The 23709-nt window shown below is 37.2% G+C and carries 23 protein-coding genes; 15 read left to right on the forward strand and 8 right to left on the reverse strand.

The features are described 5' to 3' along the window. Positions 1-17 precede the first annotated feature (17 nt). From ACSHWW_RS02240 to ACSHWW_RS02250, 3 genes are read left to right on the forward strand one after another with little or no spacing between them, the layout of a single operon-like run. Positions 18-863 carry a hypothetical protein gene (locus ACSHWW_RS02240; protein WP_435680772.1) on the forward strand — a complete coding sequence of 282 codons (846 nt, stop codon included), beginning with the start codon at positions 18-20 and terminating at the stop codon, positions 861-863. Between the two features lie 50 nt (positions 864-913). Next, entirely contained in the window at positions 914-1189 is a 276-nt protein-coding gene (locus ACSHWW_RS02245; RefSeq protein ID WP_435680773.1) for a Sec-independent protein translocase subunit TatA/TatB, read from the forward strand. After that, positions 1189-1767, forward strand: a complete 579-nt coding sequence (locus tag ACSHWW_RS02250) for a phosphatase PAP2 family protein (RefSeq protein WP_435680774.1) — start codon at positions 1189-1191, stop codon at positions 1765-1767. The genes ACSHWW_RS02245 and ACSHWW_RS02250 overlap by 1 nt, the downstream gene beginning before the upstream one ends. Here the strand turns inward: ACSHWW_RS02250 and ACSHWW_RS02255 are convergent. From ACSHWW_RS02255 to ACSHWW_RS02270, 4 genes are all read right to left on the reverse strand, one after another. Beyond that, a complete protein-coding gene (locus tag ACSHWW_RS02255; RefSeq protein WP_435680775.1) occupies positions 1744-2418 on the reverse strand; it encodes an O-methyltransferase in 675 nt (224 codons plus the stop codon). The genes ACSHWW_RS02250 and ACSHWW_RS02255 overlap by 24 nt on opposite strands. A 113-nt stretch (positions 2419-2531) precedes the next feature. Continuing rightward, positions 2532-3617, reverse strand: coding sequence for an amidohydrolase family protein (locus ACSHWW_RS02260; protein WP_435680776.1), 1086 nt, complete (start codon positions 3615-3617; stop codon positions 2532-2534). A gap of 51 nt (positions 3618-3668) precedes the next feature. Beyond that, entirely contained in the window at positions 3669-4475 is an 807-nt protein-coding gene (locus tag ACSHWW_RS02265; RefSeq protein ID WP_435680777.1) for an SDR family oxidoreductase, read from the reverse strand. Between the two features lie 68 nt (positions 4476-4543). Then, a complete protein-coding gene (locus ACSHWW_RS02270; protein WP_435680778.1) occupies positions 4544-5800 on the reverse strand; it encodes an ABC transporter permease in 1257 nt (418 codons plus the stop codon). Between the two features lie 202 nt (positions 5801-6002). Here ACSHWW_RS02270 and purH point away from each other — a divergent pair, with 202 nt between their 5' ends. From purH to ACSHWW_RS02305, 7 genes are read left to right on the forward strand one after another with little or no spacing between them, the layout of a single operon-like run. Continuing rightward, the gene (purH, locus tag ACSHWW_RS02275; RefSeq protein WP_435680779.1) at positions 6003-7550 is read left to right on the forward strand and encodes a bifunctional phosphoribosylaminoimidazolecarboxamide formyltransferase/IMP cyclohydrolase; all 1548 of its coding nucleotides are present in this window, start codon (positions 6003-6005) and stop codon (positions 7548-7550) included. Positions 7551-7609: 59 nt separating this feature from the next. Continuing rightward, positions 7610-8638: a rod shape-determining protein gene (locus ACSHWW_RS02280; protein ID WP_435680780.1), complete on the forward strand. Its 1029-nt coding sequence runs from the start codon at positions 7610-7612 to the stop codon at positions 8636-8638. Between the two features lie 11 nt (positions 8639-8649). Further along, positions 8650-9483: a rod shape-determining protein MreC gene (gene mreC / locus ACSHWW_RS02285; RefSeq protein ID WP_435680781.1), complete on the forward strand. Its 834-nt coding sequence runs from the start codon at positions 8650-8652 to the stop codon at positions 9481-9483. Next, positions 9476-9985, forward strand: a complete 510-nt coding sequence (locus ACSHWW_RS02290; RefSeq protein WP_435680782.1) for a hypothetical protein — start codon at positions 9476-9478, stop codon at positions 9983-9985. Before mreC ends, ACSHWW_RS02290 begins: the two co-directional genes overlap by 8 nt. Beyond that, the gene (gene mrdA / locus ACSHWW_RS02295; protein ID WP_435680783.1) at positions 9982-11910 is read left to right on the forward strand and encodes a penicillin-binding protein 2; all 1929 of its coding nucleotides are present in this window, start codon (positions 9982-9984) and stop codon (positions 11908-11910) included. Before ACSHWW_RS02290 ends, mrdA begins: the two co-directional genes overlap by 4 nt. Before the next feature lies 1 nt (position 11911). Continuing rightward, positions 11912-13189 (forward strand): rod shape-determining protein RodA, encoded by a 1278-nt coding sequence (rodA, locus tag ACSHWW_RS02300; protein WP_435680784.1) that lies wholly within the window; start codon positions 11912-11914, stop codon positions 13187-13189. A 9-nt stretch (positions 13190-13198) separates the two neighbouring features. Further along, positions 13199-14020: a hypothetical protein gene (locus ACSHWW_RS02305; protein ID WP_435680785.1), complete on the forward strand. Its 822-nt coding sequence runs from the start codon at positions 13199-13201 to the stop codon at positions 14018-14020. A 7-nt stretch (positions 14021-14027) separates the two neighbouring features. Here the strand turns inward: ACSHWW_RS02305 and ACSHWW_RS02310 are convergent, their stop codons facing one another. The 3 genes from ACSHWW_RS02310 to ACSHWW_RS02320 are packed head-to-tail and all read right to left on the reverse strand — an operon-like array spanning position 14028 to position 18102. Then, on the reverse strand, positions 14028-14855 hold the full coding sequence (locus ACSHWW_RS02310; RefSeq protein WP_435680786.1) for a DNA/RNA non-specific endonuclease: 828 nt from the start codon (positions 14853-14855) through the stop codon (positions 14028-14030). A gap of 2 nt (positions 14856-14857) precedes the next feature. Next, positions 14858-15961: an ABC transporter permease gene (locus tag ACSHWW_RS02315; RefSeq protein WP_435680787.1), complete on the reverse strand. Its 1104-nt coding sequence runs from the start codon at positions 15959-15961 to the stop codon at positions 14858-14860. Beyond that, positions 15961-18102, reverse strand: a complete 2142-nt coding sequence (locus ACSHWW_RS02320; RefSeq protein WP_435680788.1) for a carboxy terminal-processing peptidase — start codon at positions 18100-18102, stop codon at positions 15961-15963. Before ACSHWW_RS02320 ends, ACSHWW_RS02315 begins: the two co-directional genes overlap by 1 nt. A 121-nt stretch (positions 18103-18223) precedes the next feature. On the opposite strand from ACSHWW_RS02320, the gene surE reads away from it, so the two are divergent. Genes surE through ACSHWW_RS02345 form a run of 5 tightly spaced genes read left to right on the forward strand, consistent with a single transcriptional unit; the run spans position 18224 to position 23181 of the window. Next, a complete protein-coding gene (gene surE / locus ACSHWW_RS02325; RefSeq protein WP_435680789.1) occupies positions 18224-19006 on the forward strand; it encodes a 5'/3'-nucleotidase SurE in 783 nt (260 codons plus the stop codon). A 1-nt stretch (position 19007) separates the two neighbouring features. Further along, positions 19008-19295, forward strand: coding sequence for a hypothetical protein (locus ACSHWW_RS02330; RefSeq protein ID WP_435680790.1), 288 nt, complete (start codon positions 19008-19010; stop codon positions 19293-19295). A 3-nt stretch (positions 19296-19298) separates the two neighbouring features. After that, positions 19299-20411 carry a lipid-A-disaccharide synthase gene (lpxB, locus tag ACSHWW_RS02335; RefSeq protein WP_435680791.1) on the forward strand — a complete coding sequence of 371 codons (1113 nt, stop codon included), beginning with the start codon at positions 19299-19301 and terminating at the stop codon, positions 20409-20411. Between the two features lies 1 nt (position 20412). Next, the gene (locus ACSHWW_RS02340; RefSeq protein ID WP_435680792.1) at positions 20413-21069 is read left to right on the forward strand and encodes a C40 family peptidase; all 657 of its coding nucleotides are present in this window, start codon (positions 20413-20415) and stop codon (positions 21067-21069) included. 18 nt (positions 21070-21087) lie between these two features. After that, the gene (locus ACSHWW_RS02345; protein WP_435680793.1) at positions 21088-23181 is read left to right on the forward strand and encodes a ComEC/Rec2 family competence protein; all 2094 of its coding nucleotides are present in this window, start codon (positions 21088-21090) and stop codon (positions 23179-23181) included. Here the strand turns inward: ACSHWW_RS02345 and ACSHWW_RS02350 are convergent. After that, positions 23144-23677, reverse strand: a complete 534-nt coding sequence (locus ACSHWW_RS02350) for a thioredoxin family protein (protein WP_435680794.1) — start codon at positions 23675-23677, stop codon at positions 23144-23146. The genes ACSHWW_RS02345 and ACSHWW_RS02350 overlap by 38 nt on opposite strands. Between the last annotated feature and the right edge of the window lie 32 nt (positions 23678-23709).

The raw sequence follows: 23709 nt of genomic DNA on the forward strand, positions 1-23709 counted from the left end.
AGAGTTATATTCGTTTTATGAAGTACAGCATTCTTTTATTATTGAGTTTTTTAATTTGGAGTTGTGATGATCCATCGCTAGATGACCCAAACTCAGGAATTGATGAGGTTATTGAACCAGTTCTTGATGCACGGTTATTAAGTACTATTCAAGTGGCGCTTGATAACCCATCAAATATTACAAGAGATATTACATTTGATTATAACGCAAATAACCTTTTAACTACCATAACCGAAACAGGTAATATTGATCAAATTACTCAAGCTAGTTATGGTAATGGAAATCAATTGCAAGTATTGTCAATAAGTGAGAACATGCAGCCAGATACTGATGTTGCTGTTAGTTATGGAAATGATACAAATGTGACCGCTACTTCAATCGTTGTTTTAAACTATACAGATGACGCTGGTATCCCTTTTGAAAAAACCTTATACATTGATAATCAAAACAGATTTGATAAAGTAATTACCACTCAAACAGATTTATCTGGTGTTACTACTCAAGTGGAAAACCTTGAGCTCGAATACACTCAAAATTTTAATGTGCTACGTATTAATAAATTTGACGCAACAGGATTGATCATAGGTTATTCAGATTTCACCTATAATTTTAATAATAATCCTTTTACAGATATGAATGACATCATCAGGCTTTTTATGTTTGATGAATTTGTTCCTTACAGCCGTTATCTTCCAGCGACACGATTAGATTATGACATATCTGGTGGTTCTACAGTTCTAGAAAGAAGTATCGATTATAGCTATGTTCTCGATGCTGAAGGTTATCCTATGTCTAGAGAGCTCATCACAACTGAAGGTCTGATAACCTCATTGTCATTTGAATTCTTTAATTACAGACCATAATTAGCATCTTGTTAAACAACTATGAACCGCTCAAATAGTATATTTGCAGTATGATAAGTTTACCGCTTTTTATCAGTACACCTGAGCTTATGATTGTAGGCCTCGTGATTATTTTAGTCTTTGGTTCAGATAAGCTTCCAGAGATTGCACGTGGAATTGCTCGAGCTATGAATACAGTGCGCAATGCGACTGATGATATTAAAAACGAAATCTCAAAAACTGCAGACGAGCACGGCTTTACAGAAGACGTAAAGCAAATCACTTCTAAAATTGAGGAAGTAAAAGACCAAATCGAAGAAACTGGTTCCGTAAAACGTAGATTCTAATGTGGGAATCGCTTGTCGAAATAGATCAGCAAATTTTTAGATATATCAATGGCTCTTACTTTAGAAAATTTGATGCGTTTTGGCTTTTTGTTACACGTCTAGAAGTCTGGTTGCCACTTTATTTCTCATTCTTTTTTTTCTTCTTTAAAAAATTACCTAAACGCACGAGTTACGTAGCATCGATAGGTATAGTTCTCGCTACTGTTATTGCAATAGGTCTTACTGATTTAGTTAAGAATTATGTGGAACGATTGCGACCTAATAATGAACCTGTCTTAATGGATAGTATTTATATCCTACAGCAGCCTGAGAATTTTAGCTTTTGGTCAGGTCATACCGCAGTGAGCGTTACGGTTAGTTTATTTGTCTATTTAGTTTTGAATAAATTCAGCCCGTCTAAATGGTGGTTGCTATTCTTTATTTGGCCTTTGCTTTTTGCCTTTTCCCGCATCTTTGTAGGAGTTCATTACCCATTAGATGTATTCGTGGGCGCAATGGTTGGTTTGACGTTAGGTATGCTATTTTACAAGTTGTTCAATATCACAATCAATCGGTTAAAGTACCCTACTCAAGGTTAATCCATCACGTACAGAAAACAAAACTGTTTGTAGTCTAGGATCTTCTTTTAACTGCTTATTAAATTCCAAAAGTATAGGTGTAGAACTGTCTTTGGGATTAAGTTCCTCGACAACTTTGCCGTGCCACAACACGTTATCAGAAATGATCAACGCACCTGGATTTACTTTTTCCATAATCGCATGAAAATAGTTGATGTAATTAGGTTTATCGGCATCAATAAAAACCATATCAAATTTCCCATCAAGCTTTGGAATAATATCTAGTGCTGGACCTATTTTTTGAGTGAAAGTAACAGCATCCGTCTTCGTCCTGCCTGCCGGCAGGCAGGTTTCGCGGAAGCGTGTAAAATATTTTCCTGCCATATCTTCCAGCTCTTCATTAACATCGATAGTAATCAGTTCGCTATTTGCTGGCATACCTTCAGCAATACAGAGTGCAGAATATCCTGTAAAAGTTCCAAGTTCAAGAACTCTTTTAGGAGCTTTTAAATGAGAAATCATGCTCAACACACGACCTTGATATGCGCCAGAAAGCATGATGGCTTGTAAGACTTTTTGATGCGTCTCTCGAGTTAGATCTTTCAATATTTGAGGCTCATCTTGTGAATGAGCAACTATGTAATCGTCGAGATCGTTTGGTAAAAAGTACATTTTGTTGATTTCTAACTAAAAATAATTTTATGAAAACTGTCATTCCGCACTCGATGCGGAATCTCCCTTTTAATATTATTGATATTTCGTAAAACGACTGTGGACTAAAAGACTTAGGACTTACTAATTCTCTTATAAAACTCCTTCTTAGCTTTTTCATCGCTTCCAAACAGCCATCTTACCACGTGTTCATCCCACATGCCGTCATAATCTGCTTGCGAGATGATATCGCGTTCCATCGCTAGGTCGAGTATTTTTCCTGGATAACTAGATTGCTTTTCACTATCCATCTCTCCTAACGGATAAGGATCATCCAGTCCCATGAGCACTTGCTTAGCACCTTGATTTTTAACGAGTAATTCCAAAGATCCTGTATCATGAACTAAAGTGTCAAAAAAGATATTAGGATGTCCTACTGACTTACGTGGATGCGTTTTTCCTTCAAATAAATCTGGTCTACCGTCAAACCCTTGAATCCTGCGTCCTAAATTCATTTGCGCCAGTTGTCCACCATGCGCAAAACAAATGCGCATTCCTGGATATTTAAAGGCATAACCGTTTAGGGTTAAAAAATGATAAGCATCTGCGCACTGGGCTAGCATCCATATTAAATGAAAACGCCATGAGGTGTTCTGTAATTTTATAAATTTCTCTCCATCATAAGGATGAATTTCTACGGCAAGGTTAAGCTCACTAGCGAGTTCAAAAATAGGCTCATTCTCTTCATCAAAAATACATCTCCAAGTTCCAATGGTGTCCATATAATGAGTAGGCAGACAAAGCAATTTCATGCCTAGAACTTTAACACATCGCTCAATTTCCCATAAAGCACCACGTACAAATCCTGGATGTACTACAAAACCGCTGGTAAATTTTGTAGGATGATCGTGTTGAACCTTTGCATTAAAATCATTTTGAAAACGGAGCGCTTGTTTCATTTCTTCAAGCCTCAAGCCATTTCCATACAGCTGGCTCAAGTTCAAAATAACCGCATGGTCGATCTTGTACTTATCCATCCATTCTAGCTTTTCATCTAGAAAGAAACTAGAATCTGTAACTGGACGAGACCAGTCTTTTTGCAACATGTTTTTGCGCTCTGGATCTACCCAAAAAATCCCTTTTTCACGCATGAAATCTGGAATTTGCTCCGGATAAGGAAGTAAATGCGAGTGACCGTTGATACGTAGTTTCTTTGACATGATAATTGGGTATTAGGTTTCTTGGTCGTTAGATTTTAGGATGTTTTTTCTCTACAAACTTTTAGTTCTTCCACCATCTACAGGTAAATTAATACCATTAATGTAAGAGGCTTTATCACTAGCTAAAAAGGTGATAGCGTTTGCCACTTCGTCAGCCTCGGCAAATCTTCTTGCTGGCACATAAGTCTTTAATAATGCTGCAGCTTCTGCTTCGCTATGGTTAGCACGTTGAGCTTTACCTTTTATGATTGCGTCTAGTCTTTCAGTGGCTGTAAATCCTGGTAATACATTATTTACGGTGATTCCGTGAGGTCCTAGTTCGTTTGAAAGGGTTTTTGCCCAGTTAGCAACCGCGCCACGTATCACGTTTGAAACTCCTAAGAAATCGATAGGTGCTTTTACGCTAGTTGAAATAATATTGATAATACGACCATAACCAGCTTCTTTCATGCTTGGGAAACATGCTTTGGCTAGAATTTGATTACACTTTATATGTTGAGTAAACCCAGCTTCTAGTGCACTTACCTCTGCATCTATGAGCCATCCTGCGGCAGGTCCACCTGTGTTATTTACTAGAATGTGTATGGGATTCGCCCTGCCTGCCGGCGAGGCAGGTTTCGCGAAAGCGTTTACCACATCACGCAGCTCCTCAGGTTTTGAGAAATCTGCGACTAGAAAATCGTGTTTTTGTTGATGTGAATTATCTAAAGTTTCTAGGACTTCTTTAAGTTTATCTTCATTGCGAGCTAGTAAAATAACTCGAGCACCAGCACGTGCAAATTGTTGTGCGGTTGCCTTTCCTATTCCGGCGCTGCTACCGCAGACTAATGCCGTTTTATTGTGTAATTGAATCTCCATGCTGCTAAGATAAGGATTTGGAGAAATTGCTCATCACCAGTACTCACATAATATGATAAAAGTAGAAATTACATTCCAGTACGTATCGCCTCTACAGGATCTAAACGTGATGCTATGATGGCTGGAATGATACCGGCAAATAGTCCAATAATAGCACTTACACTAGTTCCTAAAATAACATTAGAAGTGGAAAGGATGAATTGAAAATCCTCAGTAAAACTACTGGCTATCATAGTTCCTATCCACACAAATAGAAGGCCAAATAAACCACCAAAGAGCGCTAGTATTACAGATTCAAATAAGAACTGAAAAAGAATAAAGCTATTTTTTGCTCCCAAAGATTTTTGAATTCCTATAAGATTAGTACGTTCCTTAACACTCACAAACATGATATTAGCGATACCAAATCCGCCTACAAGCATAGAAAATCCTGAGATTATTACTCCGATAATCGTTAGTGTTCCTGTAACTTGATCCAGGAAATCTGCAAAACCTTTTAAAGGGTTAATGAAAAAATTACTGATTTCATCATTCTTTAAACCTCTATAGTTACGTAATTTTTGCTCTAGAGTGGCGATAAACTCGTCTTGATCTACTCCTTTTTTAGGTTTAAGAATCAATGCGTTTACCTTAGACTTATTATTATCTCCATAAATTTTTCTAACAAAGTTCACAGGTATAAAAGCACTTTCATCTTTAGGCGCTCCTAGGTCTAGTCCAGAGCCTTGTTTTGCTATCACACCTATTATGGTAAATTTATTTCCATAAAGACGCACACGCTTACCTATAGGGTCGGTGTTCTTAAATAGATTTTGTGCCACTTCATAACCTATCACTGCTACCGCAGCTCCACTATTACTTTCGCTCTCACTATAAAATCTACCTTGATCCAATTTTAGGTTTTCAAGATCATAGAATTCATTAGTTCCTGGGACAATACTAACGCCTGTCGCTGTTTTGTCTTCAAACTTGATACTTTCAGGCGCAGAGAATGTTGTGAATGTTACAGCGTCTATGTCTTCCATGCTGCGTTTTAACATTTGAAACTCGTCATAAGAAACGTTAGGGAAACTCTGGTACTGGTAGGGCTCTAGTTCTGTAGGTCCAAATGATATTTTTAAGACATAAATCGTTGAAATATCTAGCGAACTCAATCCATCATTAATTTCTCTTTCTAGAGAATCTACCGCCGCAAGCACACCTATGATTGAAAAAATCCCTATGGTAACTCCTAGAAGTGATAAGAAAGTACGCAGTAGGTTTGTGCTCAATGCATTCCATGCAAACGAAAAACTCTCTTTTAAAAGGCTTAAATAAATGAGCATTATTACCGGTGGTTTTAAGAATGGTTAAATCTACGTTATCTCATTGGACTATGATGTTGTAGAAATGTTACAGAATTGCTTCTTTAATTAATATACTTGTTAAGTAATGGTTCAAAACAAATGTGCTTTCCAGTGCATTACGTTAAGTGAAACCGCAACAATCCATTACTTTTGCAACTTACTTTTTTAAGCATTTCACAACATGAGCAACATCACCGCAAAATCTGCCTTAATATCTGTCTTTCATAAAGATGGATTAGAACCTATAGTAAAGAAAATGAGCGATCTAGGAATCGCTATTTATTCAACTGGAGGAACTGAAAAATTCATCAATGACTTAGGAATTCCGGTAATTCCTGTAGAAAATGTCACTTCCTACCCATCTATTTTAGGTGGTCGTGTAAAGACATTACATCCTAAGGTTTTTGGAGGTATTTTAAATCGTCGTGATCATGAAGGTGACGTCGCTCAACTGGCAGAGTTTGATATTCCGCAAATCGATATCGTGATTGTAGATTTATATCCATTTGAAAAAACGGTTGCTAGTGGAGCTCCAGAGCAAGATATTATTGAGAAAATAGATATAGGTGGGATTTCTTTAATCCGTGCTGCGGCAAAGAACTTTAAAGACACACTTTGTGTTGCAACCATGGATGATTATGGAAAGTTATTGAACGTTCTTGAGGAAGGAAATGGAGCAACAACGGTAGAGCAACGTAAAGAGTTTGCTGCAACTGCTTTTGATATTTCTTCACATTACGACAGTGCGATTTATAATTATTTTGCTGGTGATTCTGCAACTAAGTCTCTTAAAATGAGTCAGCAGGATGTGATGCCGTTACGTTACGGTGAGAATCCTCATCAACGTGGCTGGTTCTATGGTGATTTTGAAAGTATGTTTACTAAACTACATGGTAAAGCGCTGTCTTACAATAATTTATTAGATGTAGACGCTGCGGTAAACTTGATGAGTGAATTTGTAGATGATGCTCCTACATTTGCAGTTTTCAAGCATAATAATGCTTGTGGAGTTGCACAAAGAGACACGATACATCAAGCTTATGTGGATGCACTTGCTGGAGATCCGGTATCTGCTTTTGGAGGAATTTTAATTTCAAATGTGGAAATTGATGTTGCCACAGCGACTGAGATTCATAAGTTATTCTGTGAGGTCGTGATTGCACCATCATTTGAGCCTGCAGCACTTGAGATTTTAAAAGGAAAGAAGAATAGAATTATGCTGGAGCTTGTTGGAGATGCGCTTTCGCGAAAGCGTAACACAAACGCTCTAGAAGTAAGAGCTAGCTTAAATGGTTTCTTAGTTCAAGATGCTAATTTAAAAACTGATTCTAAAGCAGATTTAAAAACAGCGACGGAGCTTGCGCCAACCGCAGCGCAAATTGAGGATTTACTTTTTGCTTCAAAACTGTGTAAACATACCAAGTCTAATACAATCGTACTTGCAAAAAACAAGCAATTGTGTGCAAGTGGAACAGGACAAACTTCTCGTGTAGATGCGTTGAATCAAGCCATACACAAAGCCCAGTCTTTTAAATTTGATCTAGAAGGATCTGTGATGGCAAGTGATGCATTTTTCCCTTTTCCTGATTGTGTAGAAATTGCAGATAATGCTGGAATAAAAGCTGTAATTCAACCTGGAGGATCCATAAAAGACGAATTATCTATAGATTATTGCAATAAAAATGCAATTGCGATGGTTTTCACAGGTACAAGACACTTTAAACACTAAGAATTGTGTTAGCTTTGTAAAGCTCAAGTAATTAAACCCTTTTTCCTCTCTCTAATCTTATGGGATTTTTTGATTTTCTAACAGAAGATATTGCCATCGACCTAGGTACGGCAAACACTCTTATAGTCCACAACGGTAAAGTCGTTGTAGATAGTCCATCCATTGTAGCACGTGATCGTACCACAGGTAAAATTATCGCCGTAGGTAAAGAAGCCGCGATGATGCAAGGAAAAACGCATGAGAATATCAAAACCATCAGGCCACTTAAAGATGGTGTTATTGCAGATTTTGACGCGAGTGAAAAGATGATTTCCATGTTTATCAAGGAGATTCCTGCATTGAAAAAGAAGTGGTTTGCTCCTTCGCTACGCATGGTTATTTGTATTCCATCTGGAATTACTGAGGTAGAAATGCGAGCGGTAAAGGATAGTGCAGAGCGCGTAAACGGTAAAGAGGTTTACTTAATTCATGAGCCTATGGCTGCTGCGATAGGTATAGGTGTAGATATCATGCAACCTAAGGGAAACATGATTGTAGATATAGGTGGAGGAACTACTGAGATTGCTGTAATCGCACTTGGTGGAATTGTTTGTGATAAGTCAGTTAAGATTGCTGGTGATGTTTTTACAAATGATATCGTTTATTACATGCGTACTCAACATAACCTTTATGTAGGAGAACGTACTGCTGAGAAAATTAAAATTCAAATAGGTGCTGCCACTGAGGATCTAGAAGTGCCGCCAGATGAAATGAGCGTTCAAGGACGTGATTTACTTACTGGTAAGCCTAAAGAAGTTAAAATAGGATATCGAGAGATTGCTAAAGCTCTTGATAAATCAATATTACGTGTGGAAGATGCGGTAATGGAAACATTATCTCAAACGCCACCAGAACTCGCTGCCGATATTTATAATACAGGTATCTACCTTGCCGGTGGTGGTTCTATGCTACGTGGACTTGATAAACGTTTGTCTCAAAAGACAGATTTGCCAGTGTACATCGCAGAAGATCCATTGAGAGCGGTAGTGCGTGGTACTGGTCTGACTCTTAAAAATTTAGAGCGTTACAAAAGCGTACTGGCAAAATAAATAAGTTCTAGATGCAGCAAATTATCAATTTTCTGATCAAGTACAGAAACTTGCTGCTCTATTTGAGCTTATTGTTGGTAGCTCTTGTTTTTACAATTCAGTCGCATAGTTATCATCGCAATTCCTTTGTGCACTCTACAGGAAATATTACGGGTTCATTTTTGAACTCACGTAGTAATATTTATGAATACTTTGATTTAAAAGAAGAAAATGAACGTTTACGTTTAGAAAATGCTTCATTGCGCATGAAAAACCTTGCCAGCGGTGACACATTGTTAGGTCAAGAAACCACATTTGTTTTTACTGATAGTGTGCCTTTTAAAGTATTTCCATCTCGAGTTATTAAAAATGATTATAGTAAAAGGAACAATTTTATAACCTTAGATATAGGAAGTAATCAAGGAGTAAAAGTAGATATGGGCGTGATTACTACAGACGGAATCGTAGGGATAATAGATATATCAAATAAACGATTCTCTAGAGTTATTTCTATTCTCAACTCTGACATGTCACTTAATGCTCAAATAAAGGGTAGCAATGTCATAGGTTCATTAACATGGGATGGAAATGATCCTTATGTGATGTCATTGATAGATGTGCCTAGACTTGCACAAGTAAAACAAGGAGACACTATTGTTACTGGAAGACAATCCACTACATTCCCGCCAGATATTTTAATAGGAACTATTAAAAATGCACAACTTGTAGAAAATGGCAGTCGTTACCAGATAGATGTGGAACTGTTTAATGATATGACAAATTTAGGAACAGCATATGTCATTAAGAACAGAGATAAACAAGCGTTACAAGTTATTGACACCTTAACTGTTCAGAACCATGAATAGCGATTTACTCAATAACGTATTGCGGTTTATAGGATTACTGCTGTTACAAGTATTTGTGATGGATCAGGTTGATTTCTTAGGATACATTTGTCCGCTGGTTTATGTACTGTTTGTTGTTTTATATCCAGTAGATAATAATAGATGGTCGTTTTTAATTATTGCATTTATTCTAGGTCTTATTGTAGATACTTTTCAAGATACTGGAGGCGCGCATGCTGCTGCGTCGTTAACTTTGGCATTTTTACGACCTGTCTTACTCAAGCTGGTTTATGGGCAAGGTTATCTTACTAAAAACCTGAAAGTGATTAAATCACCGCTAGATCGTTTTGCATTGTTGCTTGCTCTAAGCGTTTTGTTGCATCATCTCGTGTTGTTTACTCTTATTTATTTTAACATGAGCCAAGTACTTCAAGTACTTCAAATGACGTTGTTCATTGGATTATCCACTATCTTTATGGGTGTGATATTATTTGTGTTATTTGGATTGCGTACTAGGTCATGAGAAAACTCTTATTATTCTTTTTAGTTTCGGTTGTAGGATTCACCTTGTTGGGAAGAATATTCTATTTGCAAGTTTTAAAAGGAGACACTTATAAACTCAAGTCAGAATTAAACGCTGTGAAAAGTGTTTACGACATTCCTGAGCGTGGTTTTATCTATGATCGTGATGGTGATTTGATGGTTGCAAACCAAGTGGCTTATGACATCATGATGACTCCTAAAGAAGTAAAGAAATTTGACACTTTACAACTTTGTGCACTACTTCAAATGGATAAAAAGCGATTGATATCAAAAATCGCCGATGCCAAAAAATGGTCCTGGCAAAAGGGTAGTGTAATCATGCCTCAACTCACGCAAGAGGAATATGCGCCATTACAAGAGCGACTGCGCAAATTTCCTGGATTCTATGCCCAAAAACGCTCGCTGCGCAAGTATGAAGTGAATCATAGTGCAAGTGTTTTGGGTTACATTAGGGAAGTGAGTCCGTTAGAGGTAAAGAAGAACCCACGATATATATCAGGAGATTTATCTGGGAAAGCTGGAATAGAATTGCAATATGAAAATGAATTACGCGGTAAAAAAGGAGTCAAGCATTTTATAAGAGATCATTATGGCCGAGCCAAAGAATCTTATGAGAATGGAAGATATGATACCATACCAGAAACCGGTGCAGATTTAACCGTAACCCTAGATAATGATTTACAAGCCTATGCAGAATTATTGATGCAAAATAAGCGTGGTGGGATCGTTGCTATTGAACCTAAAACCGGTGAGATTCTTACTCTTGTGACGGCACCTTATTATGATCCAGCACTATTAATGGGTCGTGATCGCTCAAAAAATTCAGTACTCATATTTAATGATACCGTTAAAAAACCAGGAATTAATCGTGCGCTACAAGCTGAGTATGCTCCAGGTTCTCCTTTCAAAGTAATTAATGCTTTAGTAGGATTACAAGAAGGCGTGATTACCACTACTGAAAAATTAACCTGTAGACATGGATATGATTATGGAGGTAGAAAGCCGCTAGGTTGTCACAGTCACAAATCACCACTCGCACTTGATACGGGAATATCAGAATCTTGTAATGCTTATTTTGCCCAAGTGTACAGAAGAATTATAGAAAAAGCCGATACTCCAGAGCAAGGAATGGATAATTGGAATAAACATGTGACAAGTTTTGGACTAGGGAATTATTTGGGATACGATCTTCCAGTAGGTAAAAAAGGCTTGATACCTAATGGGAAATATTACAGCGATAGGTATAAATATAAATGGTACGCACCTACGACTATATCAAACGCCATAGGTCAAGGTGAAGTGATTACTACACCTATCCAACTCGCAAATATGACTGCCGCTATAGCAAACAGAGGTTATTTCTATAGGCCACATATTATAAAAGCTATAAATGGAGTGCCTATCGATAATCCTGATTATACGGTAAAAAATTATACTACAGTAGAAGCTAAACATTTTGAACCAGTAGTTGAAGGTATGACCTCAGTTTACACGACAGGAACGGCAAAATATGCTAAAATTCCAGGTGTAGAAATTTGTGGTAAAACAGGAACAGTAGAAAATTTCATGAAGATAGATGGTAAGAAAACACAGCTTACAGATCACTCGGTTTTTATAGCTTTTGCTCCTAAGGATGATCCACAAATAGCGATTGCCGTTTTTGTGGAAAATGGATATTGGGGTTCTCGATACGCCGCAAAAATCGCTAGTTTAATGATTGAAAAGCACATTAAAGGCGAGATCACACGCAAGGATTTAGAAACTTATCTATTGACTCATAGTCTGGAATATGAATATGAGAAACCTTATAGTGGTGAACCATTTGAAATTAATCCTAGAGTAGATCAAGGATTAATTCAACCTGAAGTAAAAGCACAACCTGAGTCTAATACTCTAAAACCTTAACATGGGAATAGGAGATAAGCCAAGGTTTGATTTGTACATCATTCTCATCTATGCAACACTCATCTTTATAGGTTGGATAAGCATATACTCTGCTGCGCAGGTTACAGAATATGGGAGCATTTTTGACATGGATGAATTGTATGGAAAGCAAATCGTCTGGATAGGACTTGCTTTTCTCATCGTTGTGTTTATACTGGCCATGGATGTCAAGTTTTTTGAACGATTCGGTAGTATTATTTATATTATTTCCCTGCTTTCTTTGTTAGGATTATTTGTTTTTGGTAAAGAAATTAATGGTGCAAAATCATGGTATTCCATAGGCAGTATGACCTTACAGCCTAGCGAGTTTGCAAAAGCAGCCACAGCACTTGCCGTCTCAAAATTCTTGAGCGGTATTAATATCTCATTAAAAAACACTAAAGATTTACTAATAGTAGGACTCATCATTGCACTGCCTGCTTTATTTATAATTCCGCAGCCCGATCCTGGTAGTGCACTTGTTTATGGCGCATTTTTCTTTGCCTTACATCGAGAAGGATTATCGCTTTGGTATCTCAGTTTAGTGCTCGTTGCCGTTGGATTATTTTTAGGAACGCTGCTTTTAGGAAATTGGTGGATTGCAGTAATAATTACAGTTGTAATGGTTGTGTTGTATATGCTTTCGCGAAAGCGAAGACACAAACAAAGATTACCCAAACCTAGAATAGCTTTATTTTTAATCATCTCAGGACTATGTGTGCTGTATTCACTTTCAACAAATTATATTTTTAATAATTTACTGGAGGATCGTCACAGAAATCGTATCGACATCGTGCTGGGTAGAGTGGAAGATAATCAAGGAGTAGGATATAACATCAATCAAAGTGTGATTGCTGTAGGTAGTGGTGGTTTTACAGGAAAAGGCTTGCTAGAAGGAACCCAAACTCAAGGTGGTTTTGTGCCAGAGCAAGAAACTGATTTTATCTACAGCGCTATAGGAGAAGAATGGGGCTTTATGGGTGCTGGACTGGTGATCATTTTATTCATGGCACTGAGTTACCGCCTTATTATTATGGCAGAGCGACAGCGCAATCAATTTGCACGCATTTATGGTTATAGCGTCGCTGGAATTTTCTTCATTCACTTTTTTGTGAATATAGGAATGGTACTAGGTCTATTGCCTACGGTGGGAATACCGCTTCCTTTTATGAGTTATGGTGGTAGTGGATTATGGGGTTTTACTATTTTACTTTTCATTTTTGTGAAGCTTGACGGTCATAGAATGAGCTATGAGCATTAATAAGATCGCATGAAATTTTTAAGAGCGGCAGCACATATCTTCATTGTTGTTTTGTTGACACTTATCACTCAAGTAGGAGGATTCATTTGGATTGCAGTATTCGGTTATTTTAAATATCGTAACTCAGAGTGGAAGCTGTGGAAAAGGTTTACTGCTTATCTTCTAATTTATGTTTTTTGTGTCTTCACGATTGTTCCATTTACGGCTGCGCTAGGGAATCGCAAAATGCTTCCTGTGTATCATGAAACCATACAGCCCCATAATTTAGGATACGTGTTGTTATGCCGCAATTATGTGCGCAATGATTTGTACAATGTTCTTGAAGATGTTTCTGGAGTCTATAAGCTATCTCCAGATCATGGAATGAAAATAGTCTATCTAGACGCTGGTTTTCCATTTATAGATGGTTTTCCATTGCTGCCACATTTAAGTCATAATGATGGAAGGAAAATAGATGTTGCCTTTGTCTATAAAGATGCCAGCGGAGTCTCTCATAATAATCCTAATCCTTCCTTAACAGGTTACGGAATTTATGAAGCACCACAAGAAAACGAAATCAATCAAACTCAAATTTGTGAAGATGCTGGATACTGGCAATATGGTTATGCAGGTTATTTAGGAATCCAAGTAGATAAAACACTGAGTTTAAATCAAGCTCAAACTAAAATACTTATTGAAAATATACAGTCCCATAGTAAAGTGCAAAAGGTCTTTATAGAACCGCACCTTATCAAAAGGTTAGGAATTAGAAATATAAAATCTAAATTGAGATTCCATGGCTGTCACGCTGTGAGGCATGATGATCATATTCATTTTCAGGTGAATCCTTAATTAGGAATTACCAACCTTTACTACTACTAGAAGCTTCCATCTGGTTCTCAATATCATCAGGCAGCTGCGAGAAGAAATCTATTCCTGTTTGCTTTTCAATTTCATCTACTGAAGTTACATAATCGTATATAGGACTATTACTGGCTTGATGCGGCATTAAAAAAGCAAGCATTTTGCCATTACCACTTTCATCTTGTCTATAAATGATTTTATAAAAAGCAGATGGTACTGTGACGTTTTCAGTTCCTATTTCATCCATCTTTCCTTTAAAAACCGGACCGGTGACTATATAAAGTTCGTCATAGCGTTTTGCATAGTAACGAGTTTTTTGCTCTAAACGGTTCCATAAACCAGCATTAAATTCATGCTCCTGTGGGCTTATGTTTGACGTTAAAAATGTTTCTTCATATACTTTTTTACTGCCAGTACGATCTCCTGCTGGAACTAGATGACCGCGATCATAACCGCTTTTTTTATAGTTGCGCCAGTGAGCAGCACCTGTTTTTACTTTATCATCAACTTCAAAATAAGGTCTTTTAAAATCATTATTTGTGATGTCACTTTCCTTTAAAACGTGAGCCGTCCATTCTGCTTGCTCGTGTTTTTCATTGTAAGATAAACTGTAAGTGCTGTGATGAATCACCTGATTAGTAGAACTAGGTAAAAAGTCTTTGCGCGATAGTGGTTTAAAACCGTCGGCGTCTTGTTGTTGAGCAGTTTGATGGTCTTCTTGCTCTAGAATATGTTGAGAAACCTCTTCATTGCGTTGCGTTTCATAAAAATAAAAAACGACTGCAATGATGACTAGAAGAATTACATAAATGGACTTTTTCATAATTAAGTGGTTTTTACATCGAGCGCATCTCTAAGCGCATTTCCCAATAGCATAAATGCCATAACGAGCGTCATGATGGCTATTCCTGGCACGAGTGCAAGATAAGCCTTATCGAGAATGATGTACTGATAGTGGTCTTTTATCATGCTGCCCCAACTAGGCATAGGTGGTTGTGCGCCTATTCCTAGAAAACTTAAACCGCTTTCTATAAGAATCGCTGCGGCAAAGTTTGCTGCGCTTATCACAATAATAGGCGCCATAATATTAGGCAAAATGTGCTTGCTTATAATTCTATAATCATTAAATCCTAAAGCACGAGCTGCGGTGACGTATTGATATTCTTTTGCAACAATCATTTGGCCGCGCACGACACGAGCCACTTCTACCCACATAGTTAATCCTACAGCAATGAAAACGGTAAAAAATCCTTTTTCCAGCGCAATACTAATAGCAATCACCATTAATAAAGTAGGAATAGACCAAGTTACATTAATCAACCACATGATGATATTATCGATCACACCGCCAAAATATCCCGCAATCGCACCCAGCGCAATACCTATAACTAACGAAATAAAAACAGCTACAAAACCTATAGAAATACTTATTCTAGCGCCTATCATCATACGACTGAGAAGATCACGACCGTATTTATCTGTTCCTAGTAAGAAAGTTTTTTGCGTGGTGTAGCTTTCGCGAAAGCGAGATAATTCCATCCCAGCTATTCCATTCATTTTTACAGGCCGAAACTCCAGTGCGTTTCCATCTACGTCATAAGGTCTGTAGAAAATGGAACCGTTTTCCTGCTTCAAATCGGCAAAGGGAATTTCCTCTACTTGTGCTTTTTTTCCATTCCACCAGTCCATGAATTGTGCAGGTTCATCGCTTATGGGAAGTTGCAGCATATCCACTTTAAAACCTGGAGGTTGTGAGAGGATAGAAAGATGCATTTGGTTTGCGTTCTGTGTATCATCGGGTGCGATGAGGTAGGCAAACAATGCAATAAGTGCATAAATAAGAATCACACTTAAACTCAAAACGCCCCAAAAATTCCGCTTGAATTTTTGGAGCGCTAGAGTCGTTAATGATGCCGATTTATGTGACATTAATTTTTAATAGTGGAAACTCCTGAGTTTTGAATGTTAGACATTTTCAAATCTTTGAGTACGTTAATTGCTTCGGCAAGATACACATCTTGTGAAAGATTCTTGTGCCAGCGTTCACGCTTTTGTCCTAGTAAAGTGTCAGTCACGATTAATTTCTTTTCATAGTCCACATATTCAAAAGAAAGATCGTTTTTATATTCCTCAAGTTTTTTAAACTGTTCAGTTTCTTTTTCAAGACGCTCTAGGCGTTCTTTATAATCTTCATAGTTAAGAGGAATTACATTCTCCTCACGTTGCTCGCTCATCCATTTTGCGTTCAAATCTATGAGGCTAAAAGTCTCGTTTGAGGCGATACGCGCTTGAGATTTTGCAATGGTAGTGTTATAATCTATGTACTTATTATACTTAGAATAAGAAGCTGCTGGAATCTCATCATAAGGTAATGGGAATTCTTCATCGCGTTCTCCTATTTCTATGTAAGTATAACGATCTGGAGTAACTATATCACTTTTTACGCCTTCTAATTGTGTGCTTTTACCGTTGATACGATAGAATTTTTGAGTAGTTAATTTAATGGCACCTAGATCTCCTAGGTCTCCATTTCTTACCCATCTATTCAAGTCTTCAAAATTCTGTACAGTTCCTTTTCCAAAAGTCTGTTTGGAACCTATAATTACAGCTCTTTCATAATCTTGTAACGCCGCTGCAAGAATCTCAGATGCACTAGCAGATAGTTCATTTACCATTATTACTAACGGTCCATCCCAGATTATACTAGAATCAGTATCGCTATAGGTTTGCGTTTTATGATTTTTAAGGGCGACTTGAACAACTGGTCCTTCTTCAATAAATAAGCCTGCCATCTCTATGACTTCTCTTAAAGATCCACCACCATTATTACGCAAGTCTAGTACAAGACCTTCCATGCCTTGAGCTTTTAAGCGTTCTATTTCTTTCTTAATATCGTCACCAGATGCTCTACCGTTTCTATTTTCCATGTCAAAATAGAATTTAGGTAGATTGATCAAGCCATAATTAATGCTTCCAGCTGGATCCTTAACAATAACCGACTTAGCAAAAGTTTCTTCAATCTCTACGATGTCTCTCGTTAACGTAATGTCCTCTATTGTTCCATCTACACGTTTGAGAGTAAGAATAACATTGCTGCCTTTAGGGCCTTTAATCAAATCCACAGCATCACCTATACGCATTCCCACTATACTTGTAGCAACGGTATCATTTTGCTGTGCGACTTTCATAATAATATCACCTACTTCGAGCTCTTCACTGCGCCATGCTGGTCCACCAGATATGATCTCTACAACTTTGATGTAATCCATCTTCTTTTGCAATCGAGCTCCTATTCCTTCTAACTTTCCACTCATAGCGGTATCAAAACGATCTTTAGTTTGTGGTGCTAAGTAACTAGTATGAGGATCAAAATAAGTTAAAATGCTATTCAAGTAAAAAGAAAAATAATCCATGCGCTCGATATCTTTATTGAGGTCAAAATTTTCCTCCATAGAACGCTTTACTTCATCACGCACATCTTTTTCGATATCAGTTGTGCTTTTCTTTTCGGCTGCTGGTTTGTCTTTTTGTTCTTCTAACTTATCGTAGTAATTGCTTAATGCGCTAAATTTTAAGAGTTTGCGCCAGTGTTCTTTAAGTTCTTCTGTATTTTTTGCGTACGGGATATTTTCATAATCCGTATTCATCATTTCTCCTTTTTTGTAGAAATCGAAAGGTTCCTTAATTACACTTGTAAATATCTTCTCAGACTCACCGCGTCTTTTTTCAAGACGTTCATAAGCTAGTGTGAATAGGTCCACTTTGCTATCTCTAATCTCATCATCTAGTAAAAGTTCGTAGGTAGCAAACTCATCATAGTCAGATTGTAAAAAATATCTTTTTGCAGGATCTAGATCATTTATAAAGTTTTTAAATACTTTTTTAGAGAAATCATCTGTAAGTTGAGCTGGGGAATAATGATTACGTTCCAGTACATGAGATATTAAATTGATAAGCAATTCCTCTTTATCCTTATCACCTGGATCTATATCGTTAGTAAAACTGCAACTTGCTGTCGCTGCAAATAAGACTAATATGGCTATCGCCACGTTATTTTTAATAAAATTCATAACTGTGTTCATTTGTCTTTTCTAATATGTAAAAATCGTGCCACTTTATATCGCACAATGTAATACAAGAGTTTCACTTCCTATTGCTAATTTACTTAATTTTAACCTCGTTAAAAATAATATGGAAAATAAAGAAAGACCACTTATTCTAGTGACTAATGATGACGGCATCACAGCGCCCGGAATAAGAATGCTTATAGAGGTAGCTAGAGAACTAGGTAATGTAGTTGTAGTCGCTCCAGACAGCCCACAGAGCGCCATGGGGCATGCTATTACCATTAATAATACTTTACACGTTAAAGAGTTTAAAGGGCACAATCACGATCATAAAGAATATACAACCAGTGGTACACCAGTGGATTGTGTGAAAATGGCAAGTCATGAAATTCTAGATCGCAAACCAGATTTATGCTTGAGCGGTATCAATCATGGTAGTAATAGCGCTATAAACGTTATTTACAGCGGTACGATGAGTGCAGCAGTAGAAGCTGGAATAGAAGGGATTCCTGCCATAGGTTTTTCATTATGCGACTATGACCACGATGCAGATTTTGACGCCGCACGACCACACATCAAGTCCATTATTGAAAATGTGATTAAAAACGGAATGGCACGTGGAGTGGTTTTTAATGTAAATATTCCTAAAGCCAAAAGAGAAGACATCAAAGGAATTAAAATATGCCGTCAGGCAAATGCGCACTGGGTAGAAGAATTTGATAAACGAACTAATCCTTATGGTAAAGATTATTACTGGTTAACGGGTAAGTTTGTAAATGAAGATAAAGGAGAAGATACTGATGAATGGGCACTCGCTCATAATTATATTTCTATAGTGCCTACACAATATGACCTAACGGCACATCATTATATAAGTGAATTAAATACATGGGATTTTGATAGCTAAAATGTTTAAAGGATTCCTCTTAGGAATCATCGCAAATTGTATAGGGATTTATTTATACGTTTATTTCTTTGCACCATATAGTTTTGAAACTATGATGGAAACAGCTGTGGAACAAGGTTATATGGGTGGACTCATCGGGCTAGGAGCGATTTTGAATTTGCTGTTGTTTTTCTTTTTCTTGACCACTAAGTTGTTTAAATTTAAAAAAGCAGCACAACCTTATGAGGCACGTGGAGTTTTAATGGCAACCATTCTTGCAGCACTCGCTGTTCTTTATTTTGAATTCTAGTTTATGAAGTATTATATCATAGTAGGTGAGGCGAGTGGTGATTTACACGGTGCAAATTTGATGAAATCGTTAAAAAAGCAAGATGCTCAAGCTCAGTTTCGTTTTTGGGGTGGTGATTTGATGGAAGCCGCAGGTGGCGAGCAAGTCATGCATTATAAAGAACGTGCTATTATGGGTTTCACTGAAGTGATTAAAAAACTAGGAACAGCACTTAAGAATATTAAATACTGTAAAGAGGATATTACTCGATATCAACCAGACGCGCTTATCTTCATGGATTACTCAGGTTTTAACTTGCGCATCGCAAAATGGGCAAAACCTCAAGGATTCAATACTCATTATTATATTAGTCCGCAAGTATGGGCATCTCGTGAGAGTCGTGTAAAAACTATCAAGGCAAACATCAACCACATGTATGTGATACTGCCGTTTGTGAAAGATTTCTATGAGCAAAAACATAATTATCCGGTAGATTTTGTAGGTCATCCTATCATAGATGCTATCAAGCAACATGAGCAAGTAAATCACGAGGAATTCTTAAAAGAACACAACTTAGACGACAGACCATTAATCGCTCTATTACCAGGAAGTCGCAAACAAGAAATCAGTAAAATGCTGGGCGTGATGTTACAAATGGTAGAGCAATATCCCGATTATCAATTTTTAATTGCAGGTTCTCCAGGTCAGGACGAGAGTTTCTATAAACCATTTTTAAAGGAAAATGTGACGCTGGTCATGAACCGCACTTATGACGTGTTGAGTTTGTCACACGCGGCACTGGTCACCTCAGGAACGGCAACACTAGAAACGGCGCTATTTAAAATCCCGCAAGTGGTGTGTTATAAAGGTAGCTCAATCTCTTATCGCATTGCAAAAATGATTATCAAACTCGATTACATTTCGCTCGTGAACCTCATTATGGATAAAATGGTCGTGACGGAGCTTATTCAAACAGATTTCAACGTCACAAATCTTAAGAAAGAACTGGATTTGATACTCAACCCTACGCAACGCAACCGCATTTTTGCCGACTACTATGAACTCGAGAAACGTCTCGGTGGAGTAGGTGCCAGTGATAAAGTCGCTTCGTTAATAATTAAAAATTCACAGAAGTAGTATGATTTTTATGAACACGCTTTCGCGAAAGCGTAATTCCAAAACCTTAATTAAAAGAACCATCGTAGCCGTTTTTACCAGTTTATTGCTACTGGGAAATACTTCTTGCAAAAGCTCAAAACCTAGAATTGCTACCACTAAAAAGGAAGCAGCAAAACGCTATCCTAGTAGAACCTACAAACCATCGAGCAGTAGTAACGGAACTACAGTAGTCAAAGATAAACGTACATCTTCAACACCTACGACTGTAGAAAATGATAAAACTACAGACGCTCCATTTGTAAAAGAGGTCATAGAAACGGCAATGAGTTATGAAGGAACTCGATACAAATATGGAGGATCTTCTAAAAAAGGAATGGACTGCAGTGGATTGATCCATGTGTCTTTTCTTGAGGCTGGGAAAAGTGTGCCACGCACGAGTTCTAGTTTGTTCAATGCTGCAAAACCAGTGAGTTTTAATAAGATTGAAAAAGGTGATTTACTGTTTTTTGCCACTGGTAAAAATAAGACTAGAGTCAATCACGTAGGTCTCGTAGTAAACACCACAGCTGCCGAAGTCAGCTTCATACACGCCAGTACATCACGTGGCGTCATGGTATCTACGATGAATGAAGGTTACTGGTTGAACGCATATTTGAGCGCTGGAAGATTGGATTAATTAGCTTAACTTCATCACATGAAGTGGTTAGGTTATCCTATTTACAGGTTACTCTTTGCATACATTTTAGGAATTGTCATATGTTATTTCCTAGAATTACAAATCCGTTATGTCTTGTGGATTTTAGTGGTTTCTACTCTTTTCATTTTGGGTTCCATCGCATTCAGCCGCAGAATTTTCTTGCTGAAGTTGGTTTTTAGTATTTCTGCCTTAATATTCTTCTGCTCGATGGGATATTTAAACTTGAGTAGTAAAAATCCTGTTTACAAAGAACTACACTTTACTAATCATATTACTGCAGCTCAAGAACAGCTTATCACTTTTAAGCTCACAGACCAGCTACATCCTAATGCTTATAATGAACGTTTTTATGCCGAATTATCGCAGCTCGATGGAAATACTGTAACTGGAAAAGCACTAATTCTTTTTAAAAAGTCTGATAGTGTTTCTCATCAATTAGGTGATGAGCTCACCGTTTATGATGACATCAGTAATGCAAGTGATGAACGTAATCCAGGAGATTTTAATTATAAGGAATATCTTGAGTTAATTGATGTTTATGGACAAATCTATGTAGATGAGAACCAAATCTTAAAAGTCACGAGTGATAGCGAGAAAACTTGGATTATAGGGTTACGTGAACATTTAATGATGGCACTTGAAAAGTCGGGCTTGAAAGAAAAACCGCTAGGTATGATTCAAGCGTTGATTCTAGGGCAGCGTAATAATGTGGACGAAACTGTAACACAAAGCTTCAGAGATGCTGGGGTGATTCACATCCTGGCATTAAGTGGTTTGCATGTAGGTATCATTTTATTGATTTTGAGAAGACTCACTAGTTGGTTGAAGAGATTCAAGTATGGCAACTGGATTCAGAGTGCGGTGATTATTGTGTTGTTATGGATATTTGCTTTACTTACGGGTATGTCTCCGTCCATTTTAAGAGCAGTAACTATGTTTTCTTTCATTGCGATTGGAATGAATGTGAAACGTAAGACTTCTATTTTTCACAGCTTGGCATTATCGGCTTTTGTATTGTTGATTATTAATCCTAAGTTATTATTTCATGTAGGTTTTCAATTGAGTTACACGGCGGTTATAGCGATTGTTTTAATTCAGCCCATAATTTATAATGTCATTAAACGACCACGCTGGAAAGCTGTTGATTATTTTTGGCAAATCTTTACCGTAACGCTAGCGGCTCAAATAGGTGTTGCACCACTGAGTTTGTTTTATTTCCATCAGTTTCCTGGGCTGTTTTTATTAGGAAATATGCTGTTGTTACCGGTATTACCATTGATTATTGGGTTATCAATTGCTTTATTGGTCTTTCTACTTATAGGAATCCCAAGTGGTTTGCTCGTAGAAGTACTTAATAGAAGTCTGGAATGGATTATTAAAGTGGTTGAAGGAATCAGTTCTTATGATCAGTTTATAATTAAAAACGTTTATTTAGATCAAATAGAATTACTATTCATTTACTTATTTCTGTTAGGTATCTCACTCTTTTTTTATCGATCAGTACGCAAGAGTAGAAGAGAACGCGTCCTATTGAGAAAGCCAGGTTATAATTTTCATATAGCGATACTGGCATTAATTGCTTTTATAGGTTTTCAGTCCTTTAAAAAGTTGAAACATAATACAGAGCAATTTGTTATTATGCATCAAGCATCGGGAAGTGTGATGAGTTTAAGTAATAAAGATGAGGTGCAACTACTGGTCGATTTTCATACTATCGATTCTCTGAGGTTTCAATCCAGTTTGGAACGCATCAAGTCATCAACCATTCATAGAGGTAAAACGATTACAGTTGATTCATTATGGAACAAAGTCAATTTTGCAAATCAGGAAATAGTGATTATTGATGAATCTGGAATAATACCTCTAGAAACTAAAGCATCGCTAGTGTTGCTTTCACACTCACCACAACTACATCTCGATAAAGTAATTACCGCTCTAGAACCACAAATCATCATTGCTGATGGTTCTAACTACCGCACTTACGTAAATAGATGGAAAGCAACTTGTGAAAAGCGTGGTATAACTTTTCTAAGCACTTATGATAAAGGTGCTATTACTCTGAATCGCCTTGAAGTAGGTACTCAAAATTAGCTTGATAGTCTGCCCATTTTTTTCCGGTATTAATGGATTTATAGGTCTCGTCGGCTAGCATGGTGATGTATATCTCTAGTTTTTTAGGTCCCATTTTTCCAGGAACTGGATTGATAATGCGTCCTGTTTCATCAAAAAATACTAGAGTAGGATACTCAAAAATGCGCATGAAACCTGCAAACTCATGTTGTGAGTTTTTATAGCGTTCTTTCATAGGATTACTATAAGTAGCTCCTTTGTAATTAATGGTTTCAATGCCTTCTACATCAAATTTTACAGGATAGTAGTTTTTATTAATAAAAGCAGAAATTGCTGGTTTGTCAAAGGCATGTTTTTCCATCCATTTGCAATTTGGACATGTATTTGTATAAGCTTTAAGTAATATCTTTTTAGGCTCTTTTTTTTGGGCAGCAAGTGCTTCATCCATAGTCATCCAATTCACTTGCGCTGTGGCAAATGAAGTGATGAACAACATCATAACGACCATCCATTTCATAGTATTCCTTTTTTGGAATTTCAAGGTAACAA

This window comes from Nonlabens sp., from assembly GCF_051251825.1.
GTDB lineage: Bacteria > Bacteroidota > Bacteroidia > Flavobacteriales > Flavobacteriaceae > Nonlabens.

What these genes read in the sequence shown, in the direction of transcription:
- ACSHWW_RS02240 (WP_435680772.1), top strand. Translation starts at nt 18, where the DNA reads ATGAAGTACAGCATTCTTTTATTATTGAGTTTTTTAATTTGGAGTTGT.
- ACSHWW_RS02245 (WP_435680773.1), top strand. Translation starts at nt 914, where the DNA reads ATGATAAGTTTACCGCTTTTTATCAGTACACCTGAGCTTATGATTGTA.
- ACSHWW_RS02250 (WP_435680774.1), top strand. Translation starts at nt 1,189, where the DNA reads ATGTGGGAATCGCTTGTCGAAATAGATCAGCAAATTTTTAGATATATC.
- ACSHWW_RS02255 (WP_435680775.1), bottom strand. Translation starts at nt 2,418, where the DNA reads ATGTACTTTTTACCAAACGATCTCGACGATTACATAGTTGCTCATTCA.
- ACSHWW_RS02260 (WP_435680776.1), bottom strand. Translation starts at nt 3,617, where the DNA reads ATGTCAAAGAAACTACGTATCAACGGTCACTCGCATTTACTTCCTTAT.
- ACSHWW_RS02265 (WP_435680777.1), bottom strand. Translation starts at nt 4,475, where the DNA reads ATGGAGATTCAATTACACAATAAAACGGCATTAGTCTGCGGTAGCAGC.
- ACSHWW_RS02270 (WP_435680778.1), bottom strand. Translation starts at nt 5,800, where the DNA reads ATGCTCATTTATTTAAGCCTTTTAAAAGAGAGTTTTTCGTTTGCATGG.
- purH (WP_435680779.1), top strand. Translation starts at nt 6,003, where the DNA reads ATGAGCAACATCACCGCAAAATCTGCCTTAATATCTGTCTTTCATAAA.
- ACSHWW_RS02280 (WP_435680780.1), top strand. Translation starts at nt 7,610, where the DNA reads ATGGGATTTTTTGATTTTCTAACAGAAGATATTGCCATCGACCTAGGT.
- mreC (WP_435680781.1), top strand. Translation starts at nt 8,650, where the DNA reads ATGCAGCAAATTATCAATTTTCTGATCAAGTACAGAAACTTGCTGCTC.
- ACSHWW_RS02290 (WP_435680782.1), top strand. Translation starts at nt 9,476, where the DNA reads ATGAATAGCGATTTACTCAATAACGTATTGCGGTTTATAGGATTACTG.
- mrdA (WP_435680783.1), top strand. Translation starts at nt 9,982, where the DNA reads ATGAGAAAACTCTTATTATTCTTTTTAGTTTCGGTTGTAGGATTCACC.
- rodA (WP_435680784.1), top strand. Translation starts at nt 11,912, where the DNA reads ATGGGAATAGGAGATAAGCCAAGGTTTGATTTGTACATCATTCTCATC.
- ACSHWW_RS02305 (WP_435680785.1), top strand. Translation starts at nt 13,199, where the DNA reads ATGAAATTTTTAAGAGCGGCAGCACATATCTTCATTGTTGTTTTGTTG.
- ACSHWW_RS02310 (WP_435680786.1), bottom strand. Translation starts at nt 14,855, where the DNA reads ATGAAAAAGTCCATTTATGTAATTCTTCTAGTCATCATTGCAGTCGTT.
- ACSHWW_RS02315 (WP_435680787.1), bottom strand. Translation starts at nt 15,961, where the DNA reads ATGTCACATAAATCGGCATCATTAACGACTCTAGCGCTCCAAAAATTC.
- ACSHWW_RS02320 (WP_435680788.1), bottom strand. Translation starts at nt 18,102, where the DNA reads ATGAATTTTATTAAAAATAACGTGGCGATAGCCATATTAGTCTTATTT.
- surE (WP_435680789.1), top strand. Translation starts at nt 18,224, where the DNA reads ATGGAAAATAAAGAAAGACCACTTATTCTAGTGACTAATGATGACGGC.
- ACSHWW_RS02330 (WP_435680790.1), top strand. Translation starts at nt 19,008, where the DNA reads ATGTTTAAAGGATTCCTCTTAGGAATCATCGCAAATTGTATAGGGATT.
- lpxB (WP_435680791.1), top strand. Translation starts at nt 19,299, where the DNA reads ATGAAGTATTATATCATAGTAGGTGAGGCGAGTGGTGATTTACACGGT.
- ACSHWW_RS02340 (WP_435680792.1), top strand. Translation starts at nt 20,413, where the DNA reads ATGATTTTTATGAACACGCTTTCGCGAAAGCGTAATTCCAAAACCTTA.
- ACSHWW_RS02345 (WP_435680793.1), top strand. Translation starts at nt 21,088, where the DNA reads ATGAAGTGGTTAGGTTATCCTATTTACAGGTTACTCTTTGCATACATT.
- ACSHWW_RS02350 (WP_435680794.1), bottom strand. Translation starts at nt 23,677, where the DNA reads ATGAAATGGATGGTCGTTATGATGTTGTTCATCACTTCATTTGCCACA.